Origin of the sequence: Jeotgalibacillus marinus, assembly GCF_040801915.1 — a bacterium.
In the GTDB taxonomy this organism is placed as follows: domain Bacteria; phylum Bacillota; class Bacilli; order Bacillales; family Jeotgalibacillaceae; genus Jeotgalibacillus; species Jeotgalibacillus marinus.
Window position 1 is genome coordinate 37,767 of record NZ_JBFMIA010000013.1, and the last position, 21,554, is coordinate 59,320.

The window sequence follows — 21,554 nt, forward strand, 5'->3', positions numbered from 1 at the left end:
GAAAAGGAGCGTAATTGCTCCTTTTTTATTTTTCATCTTCATTAAGCTTAACCTTTAAAAATGAATATCCACTTTCCGCATGAATGCCTTCAAAGTGTAGTGGAATACGTTTACTAAAATTCGGACCGTTTACAACTACGGTATGAAATTCACCTTCTTCACCACATGCATCAATATCGAATTGTTCGATTTCTTCTATTACTTTTTTGGAGAGCGTTTTTCCAAGAAATGATTGGGGAAGTTTTTCATCCTTCACCACAATAATGACACACTCAAACCCATGTAATAAAAGTTCATCCAGGACCGCTCGTCTCTCCATTTTCCACAGAGGATGATATGGAGTGATCGCTACTTTAGAGCAAGTAGTTTCAACCCATTCCAAATGTGGCTCAAGATCAATATCACCAAAGACACCATGTGTAATGCCCTCTCTTTTCAAACCCTGAAGCACCTCTAAAAAAGCATTTTCATACTGATCCCACGACGCTCCCTTTATGATAAGTGGTACACCAATCGCTTCTGCTTGAGCCTCTAGCACCTCAATAGGTAGCGCATGAGATCTTGAGCGCTCTTCGTTTTCTTCAAACATGGTTACGAGTTTTACAGGATGACCACCTTGTTGACATGCTTTGAAAAATGCCAACGTCGAATCTTTGCCACCACTCCAAGAACTAAAAAATGGCTGTTGATCAATCATCTAATCATCCTTTTCAAATAAAAATATGAAGCTGTCTTTCATTATTTTATCAGACAAAGTAGATCTTCAACCTTATCAATTTTATAGTCAGCTTTTTGCCATTCCTCTTGGTCACCAAAACCATAGGTACAAATTACAGATGGGATATTATGTTCTCGTGCAGCTTCTATATCAGAATATCGATCACCAATCATATAAACATTTTCCTTAAGGAAATGATGATCAAAGTGAGCTGTCAAAATGTCTGCCTTCTTTTCTCCATTGATTGTCCCAAGACAAATTGGATGGGTGAAATAATGACGAATATTTTGTGAATCTAGCATCATATTCAAATAATGAATACCACAATTTGATGCTGTTGTTAAGATGTGTCCTTGTTCTTTTAGTTTAGCTAGTGTTTCACGAACACCCGGGAACAAAAGATCATTTCCTTTTACTAATTGATCTAAAAATGTGCTTCTTCTCGAACGAATCCTTGTTATATCTTGAGCCGAAGCACCCGGAGCAACCTTTGCCCAATAGTCTCCATTCGCTAACCCATAAGCGGATTGAACCAATTCTCTTGTAGGTTCTTCAATATGAGGCATACCCTCTATCGCTAAATGAATCGCCTCTGTATCATAGTCCGTTGAATCCACTAACGTCCCGTCTAAATCTAATATTAATAAAGCCATGTAGCCCCCTCCTCCTCTTGATATGCAATTCTGTGGTGCTTTTATCGCTTGATCCGGTTTACAATGAATTCGAAACAATAGTTTCAGAGTATTCCTTTTATTATGACATATTAATGAAAGAATTAAAAATTAAAGATATTTAAAATGAAAGATCGTTTGAAATTTGCTTTCAATCCTCTGTAAAAACCACTACCTTATAGTCAGGGTTATTGTCCATTCCGCGAAGTTTGAAGAATCACCAATCAAATTGATCATTTTTTCAGAAAAAAACTAGTTAAATGTAGTCACTTTGGTTATCGTGTGTAGGATTTGAGCTTGTTACAATAATACACAATAGAAAGGAGTGGCCTAGATGAATATTGTCATTGCGCCTGATTCATTCAAAGGAAGCTTATGTGCAACTGAGGCTGCTGAGGCCATGCAACGAGGTTTTGAAGCGATTTTTGAAAACGCTGTCTTTTCGGTTTTCCCAATGGCTGACGGTGGTGAAGGCACGCTGCAATCATTTTCCTATAAAAAACAAGTTCCCATACAACACCATACTGTTCGCAATGCTTACGGACAAAACAAGGAAGCATCCGTCTTGATTCACAAGGAACAAGCGATCATTGAAACAGCTTCGATTGTTGGACTAACTGACTACTCCGTTGATCAACTATCACCTCATATGAGCACGACCTTCGGAGTGGGCGAAATGATCTCTCACGCGCTGGATCAAGGGTGTAAAAAGATCATTGTTGGGTTAGGTGGTAGTGCCACCAATGACGGTGGTGCTGGCATGCTTGAAGCATTAGGCGTTCATTTTTGGAAGGGTTCTACCAAACTATCAGATATACGTGCACAAGACCTTGCTACTATTGAATCAATTGATATTTCTACACTCGACCCTCGTTTGTCAGAGGTTGATATTTTAATTGCATCTGACGTAAATAACGGATTAACGGGACCTCAAGGAGCAACTGCCGTTTTTGGACCTCAAAAAGGCGTTCTAGCCAATCAAGTAGAGACTCTTGATCAAGCTCTTTCTAACTATGGTGAACGACTTGCTTCCCATTTGATCGATCAACCAGGTGCTGGGGCCGCTGGTGGACTCGGGTTTGCTTTATTATCCATTGGTGGACGGTTTGAACAAGGCGCAAAGGTCATTGCTGAAGCTCTGATGCTGCCTGAAGCAATAAAAAAGGCTGATCTCATCATAACAGGCGAAGGGAAAACAGATTTCCAAACGGCTTTTGGCAAGGTTCCACATTTTGTGGCGTCACAAGCAAAGGAATCAAATAAACCAGTCATTTTGATTTCTGGAAGCTTGGATACAGAGATGGATGCAGTTGATGATTTATTTTCAGCATCGTTTTCAATTATGTATGGCCCATGTACTTTAAACTATGCAATGGAACATGCCGCTTTTCTAACTGAAGCTAGGAGTAAAGAAATAGCTAAATTAGTCGCACTATTAATTTAGTAAATAGAAGGAGTGTTTGTAGATGTTAGAAGGTCCAATGTTAATTTTTGTACTGATTCTTTCTGTCTTATCCATTATTTTTGCAACTGCTAAGCTACACCTCCACCCCTTTCTAGCTTTAATGTTCGCTTCTTTCCTAGCTGGATTTATGGCTCTAATGCCGTTCGATATGATTGTGGAGTCAATCAACAGTGGTTTTGGCGGTTTAATGAGCGGTATTGGGATCGTCATCGTAGCTGGAACAATCATCGGTACAATTCTTGAAAAATCTGGAGCTGCACTTAAAATGGCTGAAGTCATTATTCGAAGAATTGGTGATACACGTCCTCAGCTCGCGATGTCACTTATTGGAGCAATCGTCAGTATTCCTGTCTTTTGTGATTCAGGATATGTGATATTATCAAGTCTGAAAAAAGCCATGGCTCGTCGGGCAAATGTCGCGTTAGCATCTATGGCTGTCGCTTTATCAACAGGTCTTTATGCCACCCATACTCTCGTTCCTCCTACACCTGGTCCGATTGCCGCAGCTGGTAATATTGGCGCTGAAGGGTATCTAGGAACGATCATTTTTGTCGGTTTCATTGTTGCAATCCCAACCATTGCAGCTGGCTATTTTTGGGCCACACGTGTCGCTTCAAAAATTAAAATTGTCGGTGAAGAGCATAATATTTCATATGATGATGTGCTAAAAGAGTTTGGCGAGCTTCCTCCCACTTGGAAAGCTTTCGCACCCATTTTAGCTCCCATTGGCTTAATTGCCATTTCTTCTATCATTTCAATCACACAATATGATGGATTTGGCAGTACTTTCTTTACTTTCCTAGGTGCTCCTATGGTTGCCCTTTTTGTAGGTGTATTGTTTAGTTTCTTACTTCTTCCTGCTTTTAATGAAACGACATTAAATGGATGGGTTGGAGAAGGCTTGAAAGCCGCTGCCCCTATTTTATTAATCACTGCAGCAGGTGGATCATTTGGTCGTGTCCTTACCAATACACCACTATCTGACTTTATTGAAGGCTTTGTAACAGCAAGTAGTTTCAATGGTGCATTTGTTCTGCTGATACCATTTTTAATTGCGGCAGCGTTAAAAACAGCCCAAGGCTCTTCCACTGCGGCACTTGTTGTGACATCTGCTTTGATCGCACCACTCTTGCCATCACTAGGGGTTGAATCACCATTGCAACTTGCCTTAACGGTTATAGCGATTGGAGCAGGAGCAATGACGGTATCACATGTGAATGATAGCTACTTCTGGGTTGTCACTCAACTTAGCGGAATGGAAGTAACCGATGCATACAAGGCTCAAACAATGGCAACACTTGTCCAGGGATTGACAGCGTTTACAACTACGTTTATCCTTTACTTACTATTAGCATAGGTAAGATAAAAAGGATGAGTACCATGTTATTCACACCAACAATCGCTAGAAAGATCGTATTAGAAACGATGGCCATCATACCTTATAATATAAATATTTTTGACCACGCAGGCAGAATCATCGCCAGTGGAGATGCTAAGCGCCTTGATCAGCTTCATCAAGGCGCTCTTGTCGTGCTTGAAACAAAGCAAACCTTTGAAGTGACAGATGAGTCATTGCTCGGGGCTCAAAAAGGGATCAACATGCCGATCATCGTTAATCATACGCTCCTTGGCGTAGTGGGCATTACCGGTGAGGTAAATGAAGTGCGTCCCTTCGCAACAATGGTAAAGTCGCATATTGAACTTTTTCTCAAGCAGCAAGTATTATTACAAGAGCTTGAACGTCAAAAAAGAGCACAAGATTATTTTTTCATAGATTTGTTCTCAGAGAAAATGACGATTGAACAAGCTTTATCTCGAACAGAGCTCTTATCCTTGCCTCTTAAACAAAAGCTTTATTTAATGGTTTTTTCCTGTGCATCCCCCAAAGAACTCGACAAAATCACCCGTTTTTTGAGCAACGCCCCTTCTTGTATAGTCATTGCACAGACGCAATTAAATGAAGGAATCATGTTAGTGAATCATCCCGTTCATTCTTTTACTCAATTGGCCAATGAAGAACAGGTCTATTTTTCTTCCAGTACGGAGTTGATTGATCTACATGAATACAAAGAACATTACGAGCTATGTAAAACACTCCTTCTAATTGGAAAAAGAACGAACCGTTTTTTCAACACGCCTTCCGTATTAGATGTTGATAGCTTACTCGGACATACGGATCCATTCCTTAAAAAACTCTTTCTTAGAAACACACTCGCCAATCTTCTTGACTATTCAGTTTTAATTGTTACGCTGAAGGCTTTCTTTGATTTTGATTTAAATATTTCTAAAACAGCTTCAGCACTCTTGATTCAACGTGCGACGGTTGTTGCTCATTTGGATAAAATCAAGTCCTTAACAGACCTCGATCCTAAAAAAGCGAAAGATTGTTTTCGGTTAATAAGTGCTTTGAATCTTTATGAGCAAATCGAACGATCGTAGGAAATGAGTGCAGATGCGATGATTATGTAGGTGCAGTTCCGATATGGGCGTAGTCACTAAATTAGTTTTATTTCATACTATACATCATTGTATATTGAATTTCTTAAAGAAGGGAGATGGAAGTAGATGCCAGCATCATACATGGATTACACTAGTCCCAATGTCCAATATTTTTCCGATGTTAATAAAAATAGATTAATTACCCGTAACTCACAAAACTTTGTTAACCGGTTAGGTAGAGATGTTCTAAACACACTTGGAGAGGTGTCATTACTTGATATTTATTTAAGTCAGGGTCGTGTAGTTGAACCACATTATCATCAAAATGCTGCTGAGATTGTTTATTGTATTTCAGGATCGGCAGTAGTTTCCTTAATTAATCCTTTCAATAATGAAGTGACGAATATTCCTATTACTCCTGGCCAAGTGGCAAATATACCTCAAGGCTGGTGGCATTGGCAAATCGCCTCAGAAGATCATACCCATTTACTTGCTATTTTCGATGCCCCGTATCCAGAATATATTTTCGGATCTGATATTCTTACAAAAACACCAATAGAAGTCCTTGCACATACCTATTGTTTGGACCCTGAAAAATTAAGAAGAACTCTTGCTCCATTAAAAAATGAAACGATTGTTATCGGACCAACTGATGAGTGTGTAGAAAAAAATCATCAAAAGAAACAAGGTTATTCTAACGCTTCTCATTCCAATATGCCAAGGTACTCAAACCCTATGTCACAAAACGCACCTCATTATTCTCACCCTAATTATAATTATGGCTATCAATACTAATAAGTGAACCTCCCCCAGATGAAGATAATATCAAGCTGTTGGGATAGAAAAAGTGAGATAAACCAAAATTTCGAATAATAAAATTTTTCACCAACACGCCACCAGAAGTATTAGTAAGGTTTATACCATCATCTTCCAAATCAGTTCCATCTAATACAGGTTTAACCGTTCGTTCGGTAATGGGAGTTTCAATATCGAAGAATAATAAATTCAAAGGGAATAAATGTGGACACTAGTGACCCCGCCGGTATTTGTAATTGATCACTCTTAGCATCCTTCGGCGTGCTTTTTTTATTACACACTCCCCCCTAGGTGAGAGATTAGCTTCCTAGGGGGGTTAGTTTGATCTGTATGAGAATTACATCGAAATAGATGATTAGTTACTTCCAATCTCTGAAAAGACTCCACGAATCGTCATAGAAACAATCGTGGACAATGAACGTCATGTGGGGAAAGTTCTTGACCTAATTTCCCTACAAACAAAAGTGTTTCCTAAAGACCATTTTTTAACGTACACTAATAAAGGGAAATGAGTAATGAGATGGAGGATAATCATGGTAAACATAAGAGAAGCACTTCTTTCAGATGTTCCTGCGATAACAAAAATATATAATGATGCCATTTTACATACAGTGGCAACGTTTGATTTGGTCGAGCAACCACTAGCAGAGCGAATGGTTTGGTTTGAAAAGTATGGAGGGAAATACCCATTAATTGTTGCTGAGATCAATGGAGAAGTGGCAGGGTACAGTTGCTTAAATCCATTCAGAGACAAGGATGCTTACGAAGATACGACGGAATTGTCGATCTACATCTCCCCAGCTTTTCAAGGTAAAGGCGTGGGTAAGAAATTGATGGAAGAAATTATCCAACACGCTAGATCTTTAGGTTATCACGTAATGATTGGTGGAATTACTGGTGGAAATGAAGCAAGCGTAAAACTTCACGAACGATTTGGTTTTGAATTTGCAGGTTGTTTTAAAGAAGTTGGTTATAAATTTGACCAGTGGCAGGACGTGCACTTTTATCAATTGATTATTAAGGATTAAGTCGCAAAGGCGTTTGAGAATTTTTCAAGCACCTTTTTTATTCCTAACTTGTATGTATCTTGGCATAGACAACCACTGAATAGCGAAAAAAAAGAAACTGCCAAAGACAGTTCCTTCACACTACTTTCACGTTATATTCTTCAAACCATGTGTTTAACTGAACGAGATGAGCAATCAATTGAGGACCTGACATGAGTTGACCAAACCACGGTCCTTTAAATGAAGATCCGTTTGATTGGACTAATTCCTCTAGTTTTTCTTTTGATAAAAATTCAAGAATTGGCGATGAAGGTCGTTGAATCACATCTTGAAGCATTGATTTTACTGCACGTGTATAGGCTGGGTGATACGTTTTAGGATACGGGCTCTTTTTGCGGTAAAGAATTTCAAGTGGCAAAACACCTTCTAACGCTTTACGTAAAATTCCTTTTTCTTGACCATGTAACCTCTTCATGTTCCACGGAATGTTCCATGCATATTCAACAAGTCGATGGTCAGCAAATGGCACACGGACTTCTAGACTTGCTCCCATACTCATACGATCCTTACGATCCAAAAGAGTCGTCATAAAGCTTACCATGTTGATGTATGACATTTCTCTTCGCTTAGCTTCTTCTTGCGTTTCACCATCTAAATACGGTGTTTCTGCAACCATTTCTCTATAACGATCTTGCACATAATCGCTTAAACGAAGTTTTTTCTTCCACTCCGGATTCAGTAATGTCTCCCTTTCAGCTTGAGATCTCATCCATGGGAAATTACCAGCATTTAAGAGCTCCTCTTTATAAAACCACGGATACCCACCAAAAATTTCATCTGCACATTCTCCAGATAACCCAACAGTGAAATCTTTTTTTATTTGCTCACAAAACCATAGAAGGGAAGAATCCACATCCGCCATTCCTGGTAAATCCCGCATTCTCATTGCATCATTCAAACGATGTGCGAGCTCTTCGTTATCCATGACAGAGGTGTGATGCGAAGAACGTAAATAATGTTGCATTAACTGGATGGCAGGTGCATCCTCTTTCGGTTGAAATGCGCTTGCTTTAAAATAATGACTATTTTGCTCGTAGTCAATCGAGTACGTATGGAGCTCTCCCCTACCCTCATTTCTCATATAATCTGACGCAAAGGAGCTGATTGCACTGGAATCTACTCCACCAGATAAAAAAGTACAAACCGGAACATCTGCCACTAATTGCCTCTCAACGGCATCTTTCAATAAATAGCGTACATGCTGGGCTGTTTCATTAAGTGAGTCGTTATGGGGCCTACTTTTTACATTCCAATAACGCCACACCTTTAATCCATTTCGATTAAAAATCATCGCATGAGCTGGACGTAATTCTTTTACTTCTTTAAAAACGCCATGCCCGGGTGTGCGAGCGGGACCGATTCCGAAAATTTCTTGTAAACCTTCAATATCGACCTCTGTCTTTACTTCAGTATGAGCAAGAATCGCCTTCAACTCAGAGGCAAAAATCAACGAACCTTGTTCTTGTCGATAAAAAAGCGGTTTTACACCAAGCCGATCTCTCGCTATAAACAATTGTTCTTTTGAATGATCCCAAATCGCAAAAGCAAAAATTCCGTTAAAATGATCAACACACTGCTCTTCCCACTCCATATACGCTGTCAGTAAGACCTCTGTATCTGAATGTGATTTGAATGTGTGACCTCTCTTAAGTAATTCTGCACGAATCTCTTCCGTATTGTATAGTTCTCCGTTATAAACCAATGTATAGTCTCGATCATGAATGTTTTTAGTCATTGGCTGGCCACCACCAGAAGGATCCACTACAACGAGTCTTGTATGACCGAGTAGTGCATGAGGTGTGCCCTTTATATTAGACGCATCAGGTCCCCGCTTTTCAAGTGTTTGCGTCATTTTTTTCATTAGGGGTTCTTCATTTGAAAGATCTTGCTTCCAGTCAATCCAACCAGTAATTCCACACATGGGCGAACACCCTTTCTTTTTGATCATCAACTATATATATGCATGAAGCAGTGATTTATGTGACTAAGTGAAAACGGCAAGAAAGAGTTGATATGATTCGCTTTGGGTGAATGAAGTAGAATGAAGTCATAACTAAATCGACTGGTTCAAATACAAAAAGATCTGGCACTTATTCGCACCAGACCCTCTTTTCTAAACACATTTTTAGCTTGCTGTGGGTTGCGCATGCCTCTATACCATGAGGTGGTTAACATCAAGCGCCTCCCTCCTGTTTTAACATGATTACTTTTTGGATACCTTTCTCTTCAATGCCACTAATCGATGCCATTCTTCATCCAGCTCTTTCGTTGGTTCAAGACTAAGCTTACTGAGAACTTCCGATAGTTTCGTCTCAATTACGAGTAACTCATCTTCCTGATCATCACGCTCAGGAAGATGAGTATGACGAGTAAATACTTGATAATCTCCTTCAAAAACGCTAAGCTTTCCATCTTTAATTTCCACCACTCTTGTTGCCACGTTGTCGATCAAACGCCGATCATGTGACACAAAAATGACGGTCCCTTTGTAATCCTTTAATAAGCTTTCTAGTGCTTCCACCGCTTCAATATCAAGATAATTCGTTGGTTCATCCATGATGAGTACGTTTAGATCACCTAGAAACACCTTGGCAAAAGCGACTTTTACTCGCTCGCCTCCACTCAAAACCTGTACAGGCTTATGCACATCATCACTGTAAAAATGCAGCCTGGCCAAAACTGTTCGAACAAGATCTTCTTGGTAGATGGATGTGGATTGGACATTTTCTAAAATGGAATGGTTCACCTGTAAAATATCAAGATTTTGACTGAAGTAGCCCATCTTTACTGCAGGAGAGATCGTCACTTCTTCATGCCCTTGAACAAGTTGCTTGAGTAAGGTCGTTTTACCAACACCATTCTTGCCAATCACCGCAATTTTTTCTCCACCCTTACATGCAACACTAGGTGTGGTAAACAACATCCTGTTGCCAGCTTCAACCGTATGTTGATTGACACGAATGACACTTCTCCCTACGATTGCCTCCTCATTGGGAATGTTCATTTTAATGGTAGTTGGTTGCTTTGGCTTTTCTACAACTTCTAGCTGGTCTACTCTTTTTTCAAGTGCTTTAGCTGTTTTTTGTAGCTTCTTTTGCTTTTTTGCAAAATAGGGCTTGGTGTTCGCTATATCTGTTCCATCTTTTGGTTTTTTTGTTGCTCGTTGTGCTCGTTGTTCCTTGGCTTTAATTGCAGTTTCAAGATGTTTCTTTTTCTTACTATAGTGATCATAAGCTGCTTCATGCTGACGATTCATCTGTTCCTTTTGTTCACGATAGGAGCGGTAATTTCCTTTGAATTCAGTAACCTTCTGTTCTTCAATCTGCCAAATCTTCGTGCAAAGTTTGTCAAGAAAAGCACGATCATGTGACACAATAACGACCGCACCATTGAACCGATCAAGCATGGACTCTAACCGTTCAACGTGTTCTGTATCTAAATTAGTCGTCGGCTCATCTGCAAATAAAATATCAGGTTTTTCTGCCAATGCCTTGTTGATGTATTCTTGTGTGATTTCTCCACCACTTTTCACGCGATCCAAACGTTTTAGCTGCGGCAGCAAATAGCGAGTGGAATCGGTTGTTATCACACCCTCATCAACGCTTATTTCACCCGCAAGGACGGCTAATAACGTCGTCTTCCCACTGCCATTCCTGCCCACTAATCCGATACGATCACCGCGATAAATTCTTAGTTGGTGTGCTTCAAATAACAACTGATCTTTCACTGATTTCTTTAATTGATTTCCCTCTAATACGATCATTTCATCATCCCCATTTTTCACAATTTAGGGACAAAAAAGCCCCCTATCCGAATTCCGAATAGGAGGCATGGGTGGTGAATAAGCACAAAGAGACTCGTCCCCTTGTTGCCTAACTCAAGCACCGTACAATCCTATTCAGAAAACGAACGAACCAAAAGATGGTTGGCTTAAAAAGGACAGGTTTCTCCCTTTGGCCAAACTCATTTTTTATGAACGAATGCTTTTCTAAAAATAGGATTAGTACTTCATTAACTCGAGTCACCCTTCCGTTTTATGTTAGCTACATTTTATATGACCAATCGATCCTATGTCAAGAATAGTAGGAATATTTAAAAGTATATCTTCAACTATTAATCGTTTACCATAGTTATGGTAAAGAATTTATCGTTAATTATCGATACAATCAGTATTGGTCCTTACTCCTAAAAATAACATATGATCGTATGTTTTCCTAAAAATGATTGTTCTCATCTAGCTTCCACGAATTTTTGTCAATTGTAGAAAACACGAATAACTGTATTGTTTCTTTCACAGGGGCGCTAGGCTAAAGGATTGTAACCAAGATTATAAACGGCTCGGGCCATTTGATCATATCCTTGTTGATTCGGATGAATACCATCTGAAGATAAAAGGGTTTTGGTATTCCCTTTAAAAATAGAATAAATATTTGCTACTTTAAGATTACTAATTGATGAGAATCCTTGAAGATGTTCATTAAATTTTTGTACCCATATGTCTGCTTGTGGAACTTGAGGAAGCGGATTATAAAGGTTTGTTAGACGAATGATAAATGGTCCTTCATACTTACTTACTAATTCGTTTAATATAGTAATAATTGCGCTTATGTTTTTTATACTTGTATCAAGTGCTTGGAATAGAACGTTTTCATCTTTGTTTTGAAGAAATGCTTTTCCAGCTTGGATTAAGTCATTTCCTCCAATCGTGACGGTGATGATATCAGCGTGCCTTAAAACTGTTTTGTTATAGTCATCTGATCGTAAAGATTGAAGTAAGTCGCTTGTTGTTGCCCCCACTTTATCGTGTTTATAAAGTCTAACTGGCATATTTAATTTGCCTCTAGTCAAACCTGCATATCTTTCAACAAACCCTGGATCGAACGGGAGAATACCCACACCAGTAGTTAACGAATCCCCTAGTGCAACGTAGTCAATTACTTTTTCATCGTTCATTTTCATTTCATCTAACACTCCATAATATTTTTTTATTTATTCAAGTAAGGAGATACGAGAAAATATTTTGTAACTAGCGTTTATATCTGCTTTTGGGTATGAAAAATTTATATAATAAAAAATGCAAAATAGAAGAAATCTTTGGAAGTAGAAACATGATTGAAAAATTCTTGGGTAAGTCAACAACTGTACGAAATGTATAAGTCGAGGAAAATGAGGATTTTTAGCACTTCAAACAGTATAATTAAAAAAAGAGGGACCAGAGGGTTTTTAACGACCTTCTATGTCAGCCTCTTTTTGTTCACGTACCTTTTAATATCCTTTCAAACATACGCATCCGATGATTACGAGAAGGATAAATAACACGACAATAATCGGAAAACACCCACAGCCTCTAGGCGGCTCAGGCATAGGTTCGACATAGCTACATCCACATCCATACCCAGTTCCAAATGCCATAATAAAACCTCCCAACATTCATTATTTAATATCAAGATCAAACGTAAGATGAACCTATAACAATAATTATAGGATTAACAACACTACAATTAAGGACAAACCTCACTATAGCTAACTCATCAAACACCTCCATGACCTTTGTTACTAATATATGTAGATTAAGTAAATTTCGAGATAGGTAATATCCTCTATTGTTGTTAATTGGGCTATTTTTTTAAAAACCAACATTTATTAAGTCCTATATTAGCAGGATGAACATACATGGATGACATACTGGATGTACTTATGAATTGATTAATAAAAGAACATTCTCGATCGCTTTCGTCGTTTCGTCCGCTTGCACCGGCTGACAATCAAATGAAACACCTTTTGAGCATCCTATACGGAACATTGTCTTTTTTCTCCAATGAAACAGTCATTTTAGTATTTCAACTATTTGCGCGTTTCATTTCCAAAGAAAAATTAGAATCCGTCCGTGAACAGGGGGTTCTTTGATGGGGCTGAAACGTTGAACTCGATCGTGTTTTAAAGCCTGAACCATTCAACGTTAAACCCTCTCCTGTACAGTATGTTGCTTTTGTCGCTGACGATCGTACCAGAATAGGCGATATCATTTAATTGGTAATAAATACATAATAATCAGTCGTATTAATTTGCAGATTATTAATTTCCACTAATATCCTAATACATCTGTCCTTTACGACCTTTCATGTTAATGAATATAATGTCATATATTCTTAGGATATGGAGGTGTAAAGATGTCATATGGACATTATCATGGACTATGCCGACAATACAAAGGTAGAGCTGTTGATCTAAGAACCTCTGATGGAAGAGTCCACAGGGGGGTTATTACGCATGTGGACAACGATAACGTATATTTAATGCCTCAGGGTCGTAGAAATTTAGGTGGTTTTGGCGGTGGATATGGTGGATATAGATATGGTGGGTATGGTGGTTCTGGTGGATATGGTGGATATGGGTACGGTGGATATGGGTACCGCCCTTTTCGACCTGGTTTAGGAATTGGAATAGCTGTAGGCTTAATCGCAGGAGTGGCTTTAGCTTCACTTTTCTTCATTTAAGTTATTGGAGGAACGAGAACAAAATAAAAACAGACGAGAGCTTTTTCGTCTGTTTTTTGTAGCGTACTTTAGGTAATTGGAAATGAATATTCCTCTTATTTACGTATCTACATTAATTGTCTTTTATTTGAGCAATATCATCAGATTTATAATTTAATAGGTCTTTACATGTTAGGCTATTCGCTTTCATATATTTCTTAACTAAGTAGTAACCAACACAGTACCCTGCCATTTTTGGGTAAGAACGGGCTCCATACAATATTTGTTGGTGTTTACGGTCCAACCTTCGGATATTTTTATTTGGAAGTAATAGCTTTTTCCATATTCTCTCTAGCTCTTCATTTGAGTAATAAGATGTCCACTTCCCTACAAACTCTTCACCAAACCTTTCACGAACTGCATTTTCAGCTAACCCTTCCAAAATAATTGTGTCTAATAATACGTAATCCTTTTCATTTTTTTGCAATTGGGATAACCGACAGACATGGTTATACTCATGCGTAAACACTGCCCTTATTTCTTTTTCAGTGTTATCCTCAGAAATGAATAGAAATAGTTTATCTTTAAAGGCCAAACCAGATTTTCCATTAAAATTCTGTATTAATTCTCGATTGTTATCTGACGGAAAAATAAAAATAGGAATATTTGGTCCTTCCCATATTTTTTTAAGTTGCTGTTCCTCTTTTTGTACAATCTCCCATACTCTATTTTCCTTTAATTTTCTCACTAGCTCTTTTCCATTCTTAAAAGGACGGCGGTACATTCCATGTCGAATTAGATAAGGGTGAATTTCGGAAGCTCGGGCGTTACCGAAAAATTCCTTTACCTTTTCACATAATTCAATTGGTTTATCATATGAGTTCAGTAACCATTTATCTGTTCTAATAACACTCATATCATCACCCCTAAATGTACATTACGTCTAATACTATATTCACTCATCAACTAAACGTGAACCTGTTCCACTACCTCCTACTAGACAAAAAAATAAATACAGGACAGATACCGTCCCATAAAACTTTCTTTTGAATACAATATATCTTAAATAGGGGAGGTGTTTTATTTATGTTTTTTGGAAGACCACCGGGACCACCAATGCCACCTGGACGACCGATGCCACCGATGCGACCAAGACAACCAATGCCACAATATTCACATGTTCAACCTGGGAGACCATTACAAGGTCGACCTCGCATACCATTACAAGGCCAACCTGGCAGACCATTACAAGGTCAACAATTCCAAAAAAAACCGAATGCTTTATTATCTCATTTTAAAACTGATGAGGGAAAATTCGATTTCAAGAAGATTTCATCAACCGCACAACAAATGCATGGGTTATATAACCAGATGAGTCCGTTACTCAAGTTCATTAAATTATAATCAAAAAATCCCCCTGTCATACGTGAAAGATTAATTATGATAAGTGCTTAGGATTTGTTTTGCAAAAATTTTCCCGCAAAGGTGGGGTTAATGTGGATTACACATATCTTGATTGTTTGGCATTATTCGGAGTTGGAGGTGCACATCCTGGGGGTCTTCAACTAACAAGAAACCTTTTATCATCAGAAAAAATAGATGAGACAACATCCGTTCTTGACGTTGGATGCGGAACAGGTCAAACCTCTTCATACATTGCAGAACAGTATAAGTGCAAAGTTACTGCCTTAGATTGCAATAAACTCATGCTGGATAAGGCAAAACAAAGATTTTCATCCTTACATTTACCGATCGAGGTTAAGCAAGGGAGCAGTGAAGATCTCCCATTTGATGAAGCTTCATTTGATATGATTCTTTCAGAATCGGTCATATCATTTACAGATGTCTCCTTGACCATTCCAGAAATGAAAAGAGTATTAAAGCCAAAAGGTGTTTTGCTTGCCATTGAAATGGTACTGGAAAAGTCAATTTCTGAAGAGGAATCAGAAAAAATCTCTAATTTTTATGGATTTTCTCAATTAAGAACTGAATCCGAATGGTATAACTATTTTCAAAAAGCTGGATTTAAACAAATAAGTGCAAAGAAATCCAACCTACCATTTGATAAAAATGATGTACAAAATGCTCCTGATTTTTCACTTTCAGAGAAAATAGATGATGAATTCTATGACATTTTTGCAGAACACGAACACCTAACAAAAGTCTACAAGGATGCACTTGGTTTTCGTGTATTTAGGTGTTGCGAATAAAAAGTGAATAGGCACACTTTTTCCGATTATATCTCTTGCCCTATTTATCTCTATTCAAAGGAGAGGCAAAGTTAGATGACAATCAGAAAAGCTACTTATAGTGAGACACAAACAATATTGAATTACAGTTTAGTTGTATTAAAGGAAGCAACCATGGGGTCTGTTGAACAGAGTCAAGAGAAAGCACTTCAATTGGTTTCTCCGTTTTTGTCCGATGGTGGGTTTTACCTTGTTCATATTGAAAATAATGTGATTCAAGGATGGATTGGTGTCGGAAAAATATTTGACTATTACACAGATGAAATGGTCGGATTTATTCCAGAAATTTTTGTCCTACCACAATATCGTAAACAAGGAATTGCCGAAAAATTATGCATGGAAGCATTCAGTAAATTAAAGGAACACGGCTATCAAAAAGTTCAATTGAACGTATTTTCAGGGAACCCTGTGAAAAACCTTTATTACAAACTTGGCTTTAACGATGTGTCAACATTGATGCAAAAAGACTTAGATCTGTCTCCTTAGAAATAGAAGAAACAATCACCCTCCGTTCATGACAACTGAATGTAGGGTGATTGTTTCATTAACGGGACGTTAGCGCGTTTCGTCTTTATCATTAGGTACGTTTGATGCCATCTTATAAACACTAAGATGGCTATTAGTACTAAGTCATTGCTACCCCGATATAGTAAAAGGAAATGAATCGATCGTTTGGCGTGGACCAATGCTTGGCAAAATGGTTGAACATTTCACAAAGGATGTTATTTTTGGGGAAATAGATTATATGATACTGGATTTACTACCAAGAACAGGTGATATTGCATTGGACATACATCACCATATCTCAACATGCAAAGAAATTATTGTGACGCCCCCTCACCCTACTGCTGCTCATGTTGCAGAACGTGCAGGAGTGATGGCACAAAAAGCAAACCACGATATAGTAGTAATTGTTGAAAACATAAGTTATTTTACTGCTCCAGAAAGTTGCAAAAATGCATTACCTTTTCACTCAGGATGGCGAAGTAAGATTAGCCTTGTTAGAAACGGAAATGATCGCACAGCTTCCAATCGAACCTTTAATAAACGAGAACAAGCAGCAATCTACAGAGAAGATTCTCTCTTATACGCAAAAAGCAGATCAATTATTAATGAAATAAGCCAGTAAAAAAAGTGCCACTGTCATGGTACTTTTTTATTCTTCCCCCCCTGTTCCAGTTAAATTCTTCATGGCTAATTAACACTTGTACTTCTAAGAGTAAAATTATAGAATAAAAAGAAATTTCTATGTGGCTACCTTGGATTGATACTACAACAAAAATAGAACATACCAAAGGGTTTATTCAAGCTTGTTTAAAAGGTCATGCTGAGAATAAGAGCCTGAATACCGTTATTTTATTCAACGGAGAAATCGTAGGAGTGGCTGGTTATAACATTATAAATTGGTCAAACAAAACAGCATATATAGGATATTGGATCGGAGAAGAATTCCAAGGAAAAGGAATCATGACTAAGGTAGCTAAGGCTTTGACCGAATACGCTTTCAGTGAGTTGAGCCTAGATAAGGTTGAAATTAGGGCAGCTGTGGAAAATAATAAAAGTAAAAGCATTCCTGAAAGATTAGGTTTTGTAAAAGAAGGATGTATCAGACAAGCAGAATGGTTATATGATCATTATGTTGACCATTCAGTCTATGGGATGTTGTCAAAGGATTGGAAAGAAACTAGTTAAAATCAAATAGCCTTAGGGGATCATTTCAAACTAAATTTCACTCATTAGATTTAGTTTGGGGAGTTATAAAAAATTTTTGAGAGAAGAAATAGGCTAATGTAGCTGTAATTAAAGTTGATAATAAAGGAAAAGGAATTATTGAAGATACTCCAAACACTACTTCTTGACTTAAATTACTGTTCATAGAAGAGAAATCAGGAATATCGGGAACATAATAAGCAGTAAGTACCAAGCCTGATAAAACTTGAAATACGGTGTTTAACAGCGCGAAACTAATTATAAAACAAGATACTTTTTCAATATTTACACCGCCTTTTCTAATAGCTACGAATAAGATCATAAAAGGTTTCGCTTTTCTCTCTAATTAGAAGATTATTGCTTTTAATTGAGCAATCATAGATGGGTCAAGAATCTAAGAGCAGAACGTACTTGTTCCGCTCTTTTTTTATATATTGAAACATGGTGTAAAAACCCCCTTTACAAGCTATAATTTTAACAGGTGGAAGAACATGCTTTACTCCAGAGACGTCACGTACGAAGTAATGACAACATTGTTTAAATGACAGGCTTTGGAGACTTTTTAATCTTTAAGCGTCCACTTTATTTAGTTAGTACTTTTGACATCATGCGCGGATATGTGCTCGGCATGCTTCGATAAACACTACGCATTCGCGGATATCCGCCGCACAGACTTCGATAAACTCGACGCATCCGCGGATTACACAGAAAAAAGGTGGTAATAATGGCGAGTACAATTATTCAATTTAATTTTAAATCTAGCTTTTGGAGGGTTAACGGTGAGCGCGACTGAGATTTCACTTTTGTGCATGTTCATATTTATTGCTGCGATTCTCTACTCTGCTGTCGGTCATGGAGGGGCTTCTGGTTACTTGGCGGCAATGGCGCTATTTGGCGTTTCTCCATTTGTCATGAAACCTGTTGGACTCGTGCTTAATTTACTTGTTTCAGGACTAGCTTCCGTTCGCTTTTATCGTGCAAAGTTTTTCTCGTGGTCTATTTTTCTACCATTTGCCCTTCCAGCCATTCCTTTTGCCTATTTAGGAGGAGCACTTCAAGTACCTTCTCACACATACAAAATTATCGCAGGGGTTGTGCTTTTATTTAGTGCTTATCACTTTGTTGTAACGAGTAAAAAAGAAGAAAAAGACATAAAAAAGATCCCCCTCTTTTTCGCCATCTTAAGTGGAATGGGAATGGGCTTTTTATCTGGCATTATTGGCGTAGGTGGAGGGATTTTCCTAAGTCCCTTGTTACTACTCCTAGGCTGGGCAACGACCAAACAAACCTCTGGAATCGCTGCCCTATTTATTTTTGTCAATTCCTTATCAGGTTTATTGGGACATATTTCAAGTGTACAAATGCTCCCATCCTATTGGCCATACCTCGCTGTTTCTGCTATAGCTGGTGGGTTAATCGGCTCGAATCTCGGAACAAAAAGGTTAAATAAAACGATCATTAGAAGAACGTTAGCGATTGTCTTAGTGATTGCTGGTTTAAAATTAATCTTTGTTTAATAAGCAATCAAGTTACACTACCTATACAAAAAGGTGCTGATCGTACACCCGACTATATTATAACAAACCGGGAAAGATTCTCCTGACTGTCGAGCTAAAGTCTCTCAGTGTTAAGCGAGGATGAAAAACAATTAGAGGAAGGTTTACTCGTTGCTTATACAAAAAACGAACGAACGTGTAAAAATGGACATAGAAATACTCATGACAGGTTGGTGTAGTGTGGGTAGCCCACTCTACCTGCACTACACCAATCTGTCATGAATGGTTCATGCCTTTTCACTTTTAAGTGTGCACGAAACGATCACTCAACCAGCTTTCAAACACCTATATTTTACAGATAGCTAGTTTTCGCTGTCTTCACCTTGATAATAGTAGTACACTCCCCTGGTAACAGTTGCAGCAATAACAATAAATGCGAGAAATTTATCATCATCTACCACAATGTAGTAGATGAATAACGCTAGTATGACTAAATCTAACTTCGGGTATGATTGTAGAAATTTTAGTAATCTTTTTATAATCTAATTTTCAAATTAACTCGTCTATCGCTGGCCGCAGTTGGTATTTTAATCTCGTGACTCCACCCTACTCTTGTATTTCTTTTAAACTTCTTACTCCTAAAAATAGGAGATACGTAAATATTGATCAGCCTGATTCAACGTTCCCCGAATTCAACAAGATACCTTCTCCAAGCGCCATTTCAAATAGTTTTTTCATAGGTAATGAAGGTAACAAACGTCCCAAATATAAAATCTTCCACTTGTCTCGTTTTGTTATCAGAATATTAAGAAGGATATTTATATTCATTTGAAGAATTAGACTAGTGAGGTGATGCAATGGTTATGAGTTAATGATTCACTAGTATCCTGTTTCAACTGTGTTAATGATAAGTAGCTTTGTTCCTAATGGGGGATTTTCATCTAGCGCAGAATCACATGTTATTAACCATGAAAGGAAGAGACAGTTTATGAAAAAATGGAAGCTGTACATAGTTATTGGATTAGCATTTTTATTAGCCGTTTTTACACCGTTAGAATCACTCGTACACGCAGAAACTAGTGAAGGTGAAGAGAGTTCCTCTCAACCATTTGCTTATGTGGCGAATGATTTTTCTAGTAGTGTTTCCGTTATTGATACAAAAACACATTCTGTTATTAAGACAGTTGATGTTGGTTTTAGTCCGCAAAAGGTTTCCTTTTCTCCAAATGGACAATTGGCTTATGTAGCGAATGCAGATGGAACTGTTTCTGTCATCAACACAAAAACACATTCTTTCGTTACTACCCTCGAGATTGTAGATAGCTCTCAGAACCATGGTGAGCCAGTGGATATCGCCTTCACTCCTGACGGTCAATACGCTTATGTGTCAAATGCTTTCGGTGATACTGTTGCCGTTATGGATACGGAAGACCATTCCGTTATAGGTACTGTTGAAGTCGAAGAATCCCCACAAAATGTAACCTTTATTCCTAATGGGAAATTGGCTTATGTAACTCATACAGGAGGTACCGTCTCCGTCATTGATACAGAAACTCATTCTGTTATTGAAAATATTCACGTTGGAGGCGCTCCAACAGATATCGTTGTTGCTCCTAATGGACAAGTAGTATATGTAGAGAATATAGTTTCTAACTTTATCACAGTGATCGACACGAAAACGCATTCTATTATTGCTGAAATTGAGGTTGCGAGTTATTTTAGTGATATCGCCCTCTCACCTAATGGAAAACTGGCTTACGTCATGAATGACATAGTTGGAGCTGTTTCCGTCATCGATACAAAAACATATTCTGTCATTGACACTGTTCCGATTGATGGTCGTGCATTCACCCCCCATCTTTCTTTCATCGGCTTAAAAAAGGGTGCATTCACTCCTAATGGTCAAGTGGCTTATGTGACAAATGCATTATCAGGTACCGTTTCCGTCATCGATACAAAAACGCATTCCATCATTGACACTGTTGAGGTGGGTGCTGCACCACAATATCTCGCCTTTACCCCTAATAGCCAAGTGGCTTATGTGGTGAATCGCATTTCTAACACTGTTTCTGCCATTGATACAAAAACACATTCTGTCATCACTAATATTGAGGTTGGCGCAGGACCGATCGATGTCGCCTTCAGTCCAAACTAAAATTCTGATTCTATATCGAGCAGTAGATTCAGAAGGGTTTTATTTAGTACGACTGTAGCCTTATGGCAAACAAAATGTTTTGAATCATTTCAGAATATATAATATTTAAAAATAAATCATGTACAATAGATATAAGATAAAGAATCTTTAAGAGTTTTCATGAGTTCAACATTTAGGAGAAATTTTTTGTGAGGTGAGTGGATGGTTCTACAATCTTTTCCGTTTCCTATCGTGCAAGCACCGATGGGAGGTGGCGCATCAACCCCCGAACTTGCATCTGCCGTATCAAAAG

Annotated in this window: 21 protein-coding genes; 13 read left to right on the forward strand and 8 right to left on the reverse strand. The window is 38.1% G+C overall.

What is annotated here, in order from left to right:
- Positions 1–25: 25 nt before the first annotated feature.
- Both AB1471_RS12765 and AB1471_RS12770 read right to left on the reverse strand, forming a co-directional pair.
- Entirely contained in the window at positions 26–697 is a 672-nt protein-coding gene (locus AB1471_RS12765; protein ID WP_367780152.1) for a Dph6-related ATP pyrophosphatase, read from the reverse strand.
- 41 nt (positions 698–738) lie between these two features.
- Positions 739–1,371 (reverse strand): HAD family hydrolase, encoded by a 633-nt coding sequence (locus AB1471_RS12770; protein WP_367780153.1) that lies wholly within the window; start codon positions 1,369–1,371, stop codon positions 739–741.
- Between the two features lie 352 nt (positions 1,372–1,723).
- Between AB1471_RS12770 and AB1471_RS12775 the strand changes: the two genes are divergently transcribed.
- The 5 genes from AB1471_RS12775 (at position 1,724) to AB1471_RS12795 (ending at position 7,137) form a co-directional block, all read left to right on the forward strand.
- The gene (locus AB1471_RS12775; RefSeq protein ID WP_367780154.1) at positions 1,724–2,833 is read left to right on the forward strand and encodes a glycerate kinase; all 1,110 of its coding nucleotides are present in this window, start codon (positions 1,724–1,726) and stop codon (positions 2,831–2,833) included.
- Between the two features lie 37 nt (positions 2,834–2,870).
- Complete coding sequence (locus tag AB1471_RS12780) at positions 2,871–4,211, forward strand: GntP family permease (protein ID WP_367780175.1); 1,341 nt, start codon at positions 2,871–2,873, stop codon at positions 4,209–4,211.
- Positions 4,212–4,234: 23 nt separating this feature from the next.
- Positions 4,235–5,293, forward strand: coding sequence for a CdaR family transcriptional regulator (locus AB1471_RS12785; protein ID WP_367780155.1), 1,059 nt, complete (start codon positions 4,235–4,237; stop codon positions 5,291–5,293).
- A 126-nt stretch (positions 5,294–5,419) separates the two neighbouring features.
- The gene (locus AB1471_RS12790) at positions 5,420–6,088 is read left to right on the forward strand and encodes a cupin domain-containing protein (protein WP_367780156.1); all 669 of its coding nucleotides are present in this window, start codon (positions 5,420–5,422) and stop codon (positions 6,086–6,088) included.
- Between the two features lie 554 nt (positions 6,089–6,642).
- Positions 6,643–7,137, forward strand: coding sequence for a GNAT family N-acetyltransferase (locus AB1471_RS12795; RefSeq protein WP_367780157.1), 495 nt, complete (start codon positions 6,643–6,645; stop codon positions 7,135–7,137).
- A 115-nt stretch (positions 7,138–7,252) separates the two neighbouring features.
- Here AB1471_RS12795 and asnB read toward each other — a convergent pair whose 3' ends face one another.
- The 4 genes from asnB to AB1471_RS12815 all read right to left on the reverse strand — a co-directional run bounded on the left by asnB (position 7,253) and on the right by AB1471_RS12815 (position 12,588).
- Complete coding sequence (gene asnB, locus AB1471_RS12800; RefSeq protein ID WP_367780158.1) at positions 7,253–9,097, reverse strand: asparagine synthase (glutamine-hydrolyzing); 1,845 nt, start codon at positions 9,095–9,097, stop codon at positions 7,253–7,255.
- A 282-nt stretch (positions 9,098–9,379) separates the two neighbouring features.
- Entirely contained in the window at positions 9,380–10,939 is a 1,560-nt protein-coding gene (locus tag AB1471_RS12805) for a Vga family ABC-F type ribosomal protection protein (RefSeq protein ID WP_367780159.1), read from the reverse strand.
- A gap of 539 nt (positions 10,940–11,478) precedes the next feature.
- On the reverse strand, positions 11,479–12,135 hold the full coding sequence (locus tag AB1471_RS12810) for a GDSL-type esterase/lipase family protein (RefSeq protein WP_367780160.1): 657 nt from the start codon (positions 12,133–12,135) through the stop codon (positions 11,479–11,481).
- A 306-nt stretch (positions 12,136–12,441) separates the two neighbouring features.
- Positions 12,442–12,588, reverse strand: coding sequence for a YjcZ family sporulation protein (locus AB1471_RS12815; RefSeq protein ID WP_367780161.1), 147 nt, complete (start codon positions 12,586–12,588; stop codon positions 12,442–12,444).
- A gap of 758 nt (positions 12,589–13,346) precedes the next feature.
- Between AB1471_RS12815 and AB1471_RS12820 the strand changes: the two genes are divergently transcribed.
- Positions 13,347–13,673, forward strand: coding sequence for a hypothetical protein (locus tag AB1471_RS12820; RefSeq protein ID WP_367780162.1), 327 nt, complete (start codon positions 13,347–13,349; stop codon positions 13,671–13,673).
- A 112-nt stretch (positions 13,674–13,785) separates the two neighbouring features.
- Here the strand turns inward: AB1471_RS12820 and AB1471_RS12825 are convergent, their stop codons facing one another.
- Complete coding sequence (locus AB1471_RS12825; RefSeq protein WP_367780163.1) at positions 13,786–14,568, reverse strand: DUF2268 domain-containing putative Zn-dependent protease; 783 nt, start codon at positions 14,566–14,568, stop codon at positions 13,786–13,788.
- A 170-nt stretch (positions 14,569–14,738) separates the two neighbouring features.
- On the opposite strand from AB1471_RS12825, the gene AB1471_RS12830 reads away from it, so the two are divergent.
- From AB1471_RS12830 to AB1471_RS12850, 5 genes are all read left to right on the forward strand, one after another.
- The gene (locus tag AB1471_RS12830; protein WP_367780164.1) at positions 14,739–15,056 is read left to right on the forward strand and encodes a YppG family protein; all 318 of its coding nucleotides are present in this window, start codon (positions 14,739–14,741) and stop codon (positions 15,054–15,056) included.
- 92 nt (positions 15,057–15,148) lie between these two features.
- Positions 15,149–15,862, forward strand: a complete 714-nt coding sequence (locus AB1471_RS12835) for a class I SAM-dependent methyltransferase (protein WP_367780165.1) — start codon at positions 15,149–15,151, stop codon at positions 15,860–15,862.
- Between the two features lie 75 nt (positions 15,863–15,937).
- Positions 15,938–16,387 (forward strand): GNAT family N-acetyltransferase, encoded by a 450-nt coding sequence (locus AB1471_RS12840; protein ID WP_367780166.1) that lies wholly within the window; start codon positions 15,938–15,940, stop codon positions 16,385–16,387.
- A 181-nt stretch (positions 16,388–16,568) separates the two neighbouring features.
- The gene (locus AB1471_RS12845) at positions 16,569–17,030 is read left to right on the forward strand and encodes a P-loop NTPase (protein WP_367780176.1); all 462 of its coding nucleotides are present in this window, start codon (positions 16,569–16,571) and stop codon (positions 17,028–17,030) included.
- A 119-nt stretch (positions 17,031–17,149) separates the two neighbouring features.
- Complete coding sequence (locus tag AB1471_RS12850) at positions 17,150–17,593, forward strand: GNAT family N-acetyltransferase (RefSeq protein WP_367780167.1); 444 nt, start codon at positions 17,150–17,152, stop codon at positions 17,591–17,593.
- Positions 17,594–17,630: 37 nt separating this feature from the next.
- Here AB1471_RS12850 and AB1471_RS12855 read toward each other — a convergent pair whose 3' ends face one another.
- Entirely contained in the window at positions 17,631–17,933 is a 303-nt protein-coding gene (locus tag AB1471_RS12855) for a hypothetical protein (protein WP_367780168.1), read from the reverse strand.
- A 457-nt stretch (positions 17,934–18,390) separates the two neighbouring features.
- On the opposite strand from AB1471_RS12855, the gene AB1471_RS12860 reads away from it, so the two are divergent.
- Complete coding sequence (locus AB1471_RS12860) at positions 18,391–19,128, forward strand: sulfite exporter TauE/SafE family protein (protein ID WP_367780169.1); 738 nt, start codon at positions 18,391–18,393, stop codon at positions 19,126–19,128.
- Between the two features lie 967 nt (positions 19,129–20,095).
- On the forward strand, positions 20,096–21,262 hold the full coding sequence (locus AB1471_RS12865) for a beta-propeller fold lactonase family protein (RefSeq protein ID WP_367780170.1): 1,167 nt from the start codon (positions 20,096–20,098) through the stop codon (positions 21,260–21,262).
- Positions 21,263–21,554 lie beyond the last annotated feature (292 nt).

Excerpts from the sequence above, each read along its gene's own strand:
- AB1471_RS12850 (WP_367780167.1), top strand. The coding sequence starts at position 17,150 with ATGTGGCTACCTTGGATTGATACTACAACAAAAATAGAACATACCAAA.
- AB1471_RS12805 (WP_367780159.1), bottom strand. The coding sequence starts at position 10,939 with ATGATCGTATTAGAGGGAAATCAATTAAAGAAATCAGTGAAAGATCAG.
- AB1471_RS12775 (WP_367780154.1), top strand. The coding sequence starts at position 1,724 with ATGAATATTGTCATTGCGCCTGATTCATTCAAAGGAAGCTTATGTGCA.
- AB1471_RS12830 (WP_367780164.1), top strand. The coding sequence starts at position 14,739 with ATGTTTTTTGGAAGACCACCGGGACCACCAATGCCACCTGGACGACCG.
- AB1471_RS12840 (WP_367780166.1), top strand. The coding sequence starts at position 15,938 with ATGACAATCAGAAAAGCTACTTATAGTGAGACACAAACAATATTGAAT.
- asnB (WP_367780158.1), bottom strand. The coding sequence starts at position 9,097 with ATGTGTGGAATTACTGGTTGGATTGACTGGAAGCAAGATCTTTCAAAT.
- AB1471_RS12825 (WP_367780163.1), bottom strand. The coding sequence starts at position 14,568 with ATGAGTGTTATTAGAACAGATAAATGGTTACTGAACTCATATGATAAA.
- AB1471_RS12765 (WP_367780152.1), bottom strand. The coding sequence starts at position 697 with ATGATTGATCAACAGCCATTTTTTAGTTCTTGGAGTGGTGGCAAAGAT.
- AB1471_RS12865 (WP_367780170.1), top strand. The coding sequence starts at position 20,096 with ATGAAAAAATGGAAGCTGTACATAGTTATTGGATTAGCATTTTTATTA.
- AB1471_RS12785 (WP_367780155.1), top strand. The coding sequence starts at position 4,235 with ATGTTATTCACACCAACAATCGCTAGAAAGATCGTATTAGAAACGATG.
- AB1471_RS12810 (WP_367780160.1), bottom strand. The coding sequence starts at position 12,135 with ATGAAAATGAACGATGAAAAAGTAATTGACTACGTTGCACTAGGGGAT.
- AB1471_RS12815 (WP_367780161.1), bottom strand. The coding sequence starts at position 12,588 with ATGGCATTTGGAACTGGGTATGGATGTGGATGTAGCTATGTCGAACCT.
- AB1471_RS12790 (WP_367780156.1), top strand. The coding sequence starts at position 5,420 with ATGCCAGCATCATACATGGATTACACTAGTCCCAATGTCCAATATTTT.
- AB1471_RS12780 (WP_367780175.1), top strand. The coding sequence starts at position 2,871 with ATGTTAATTTTTGTACTGATTCTTTCTGTCTTATCCATTATTTTTGCA.
- AB1471_RS12795 (WP_367780157.1), top strand. The coding sequence starts at position 6,643 with ATGGTAAACATAAGAGAAGCACTTCTTTCAGATGTTCCTGCGATAACA.
- AB1471_RS12820 (WP_367780162.1), top strand. The coding sequence starts at position 13,347 with ATGTCATATGGACATTATCATGGACTATGCCGACAATACAAAGGTAGA.
- AB1471_RS12855 (WP_367780168.1), bottom strand. The coding sequence starts at position 17,933 with ATGATCTTATTCGTAGCTATTAGAAAAGGCGGTGTAAATATTGAAAAA.
- AB1471_RS12770 (WP_367780153.1), bottom strand. The coding sequence starts at position 1,371 with ATGGCTTTATTAATATTAGATTTAGACGGGACGTTAGTGGATTCAACG.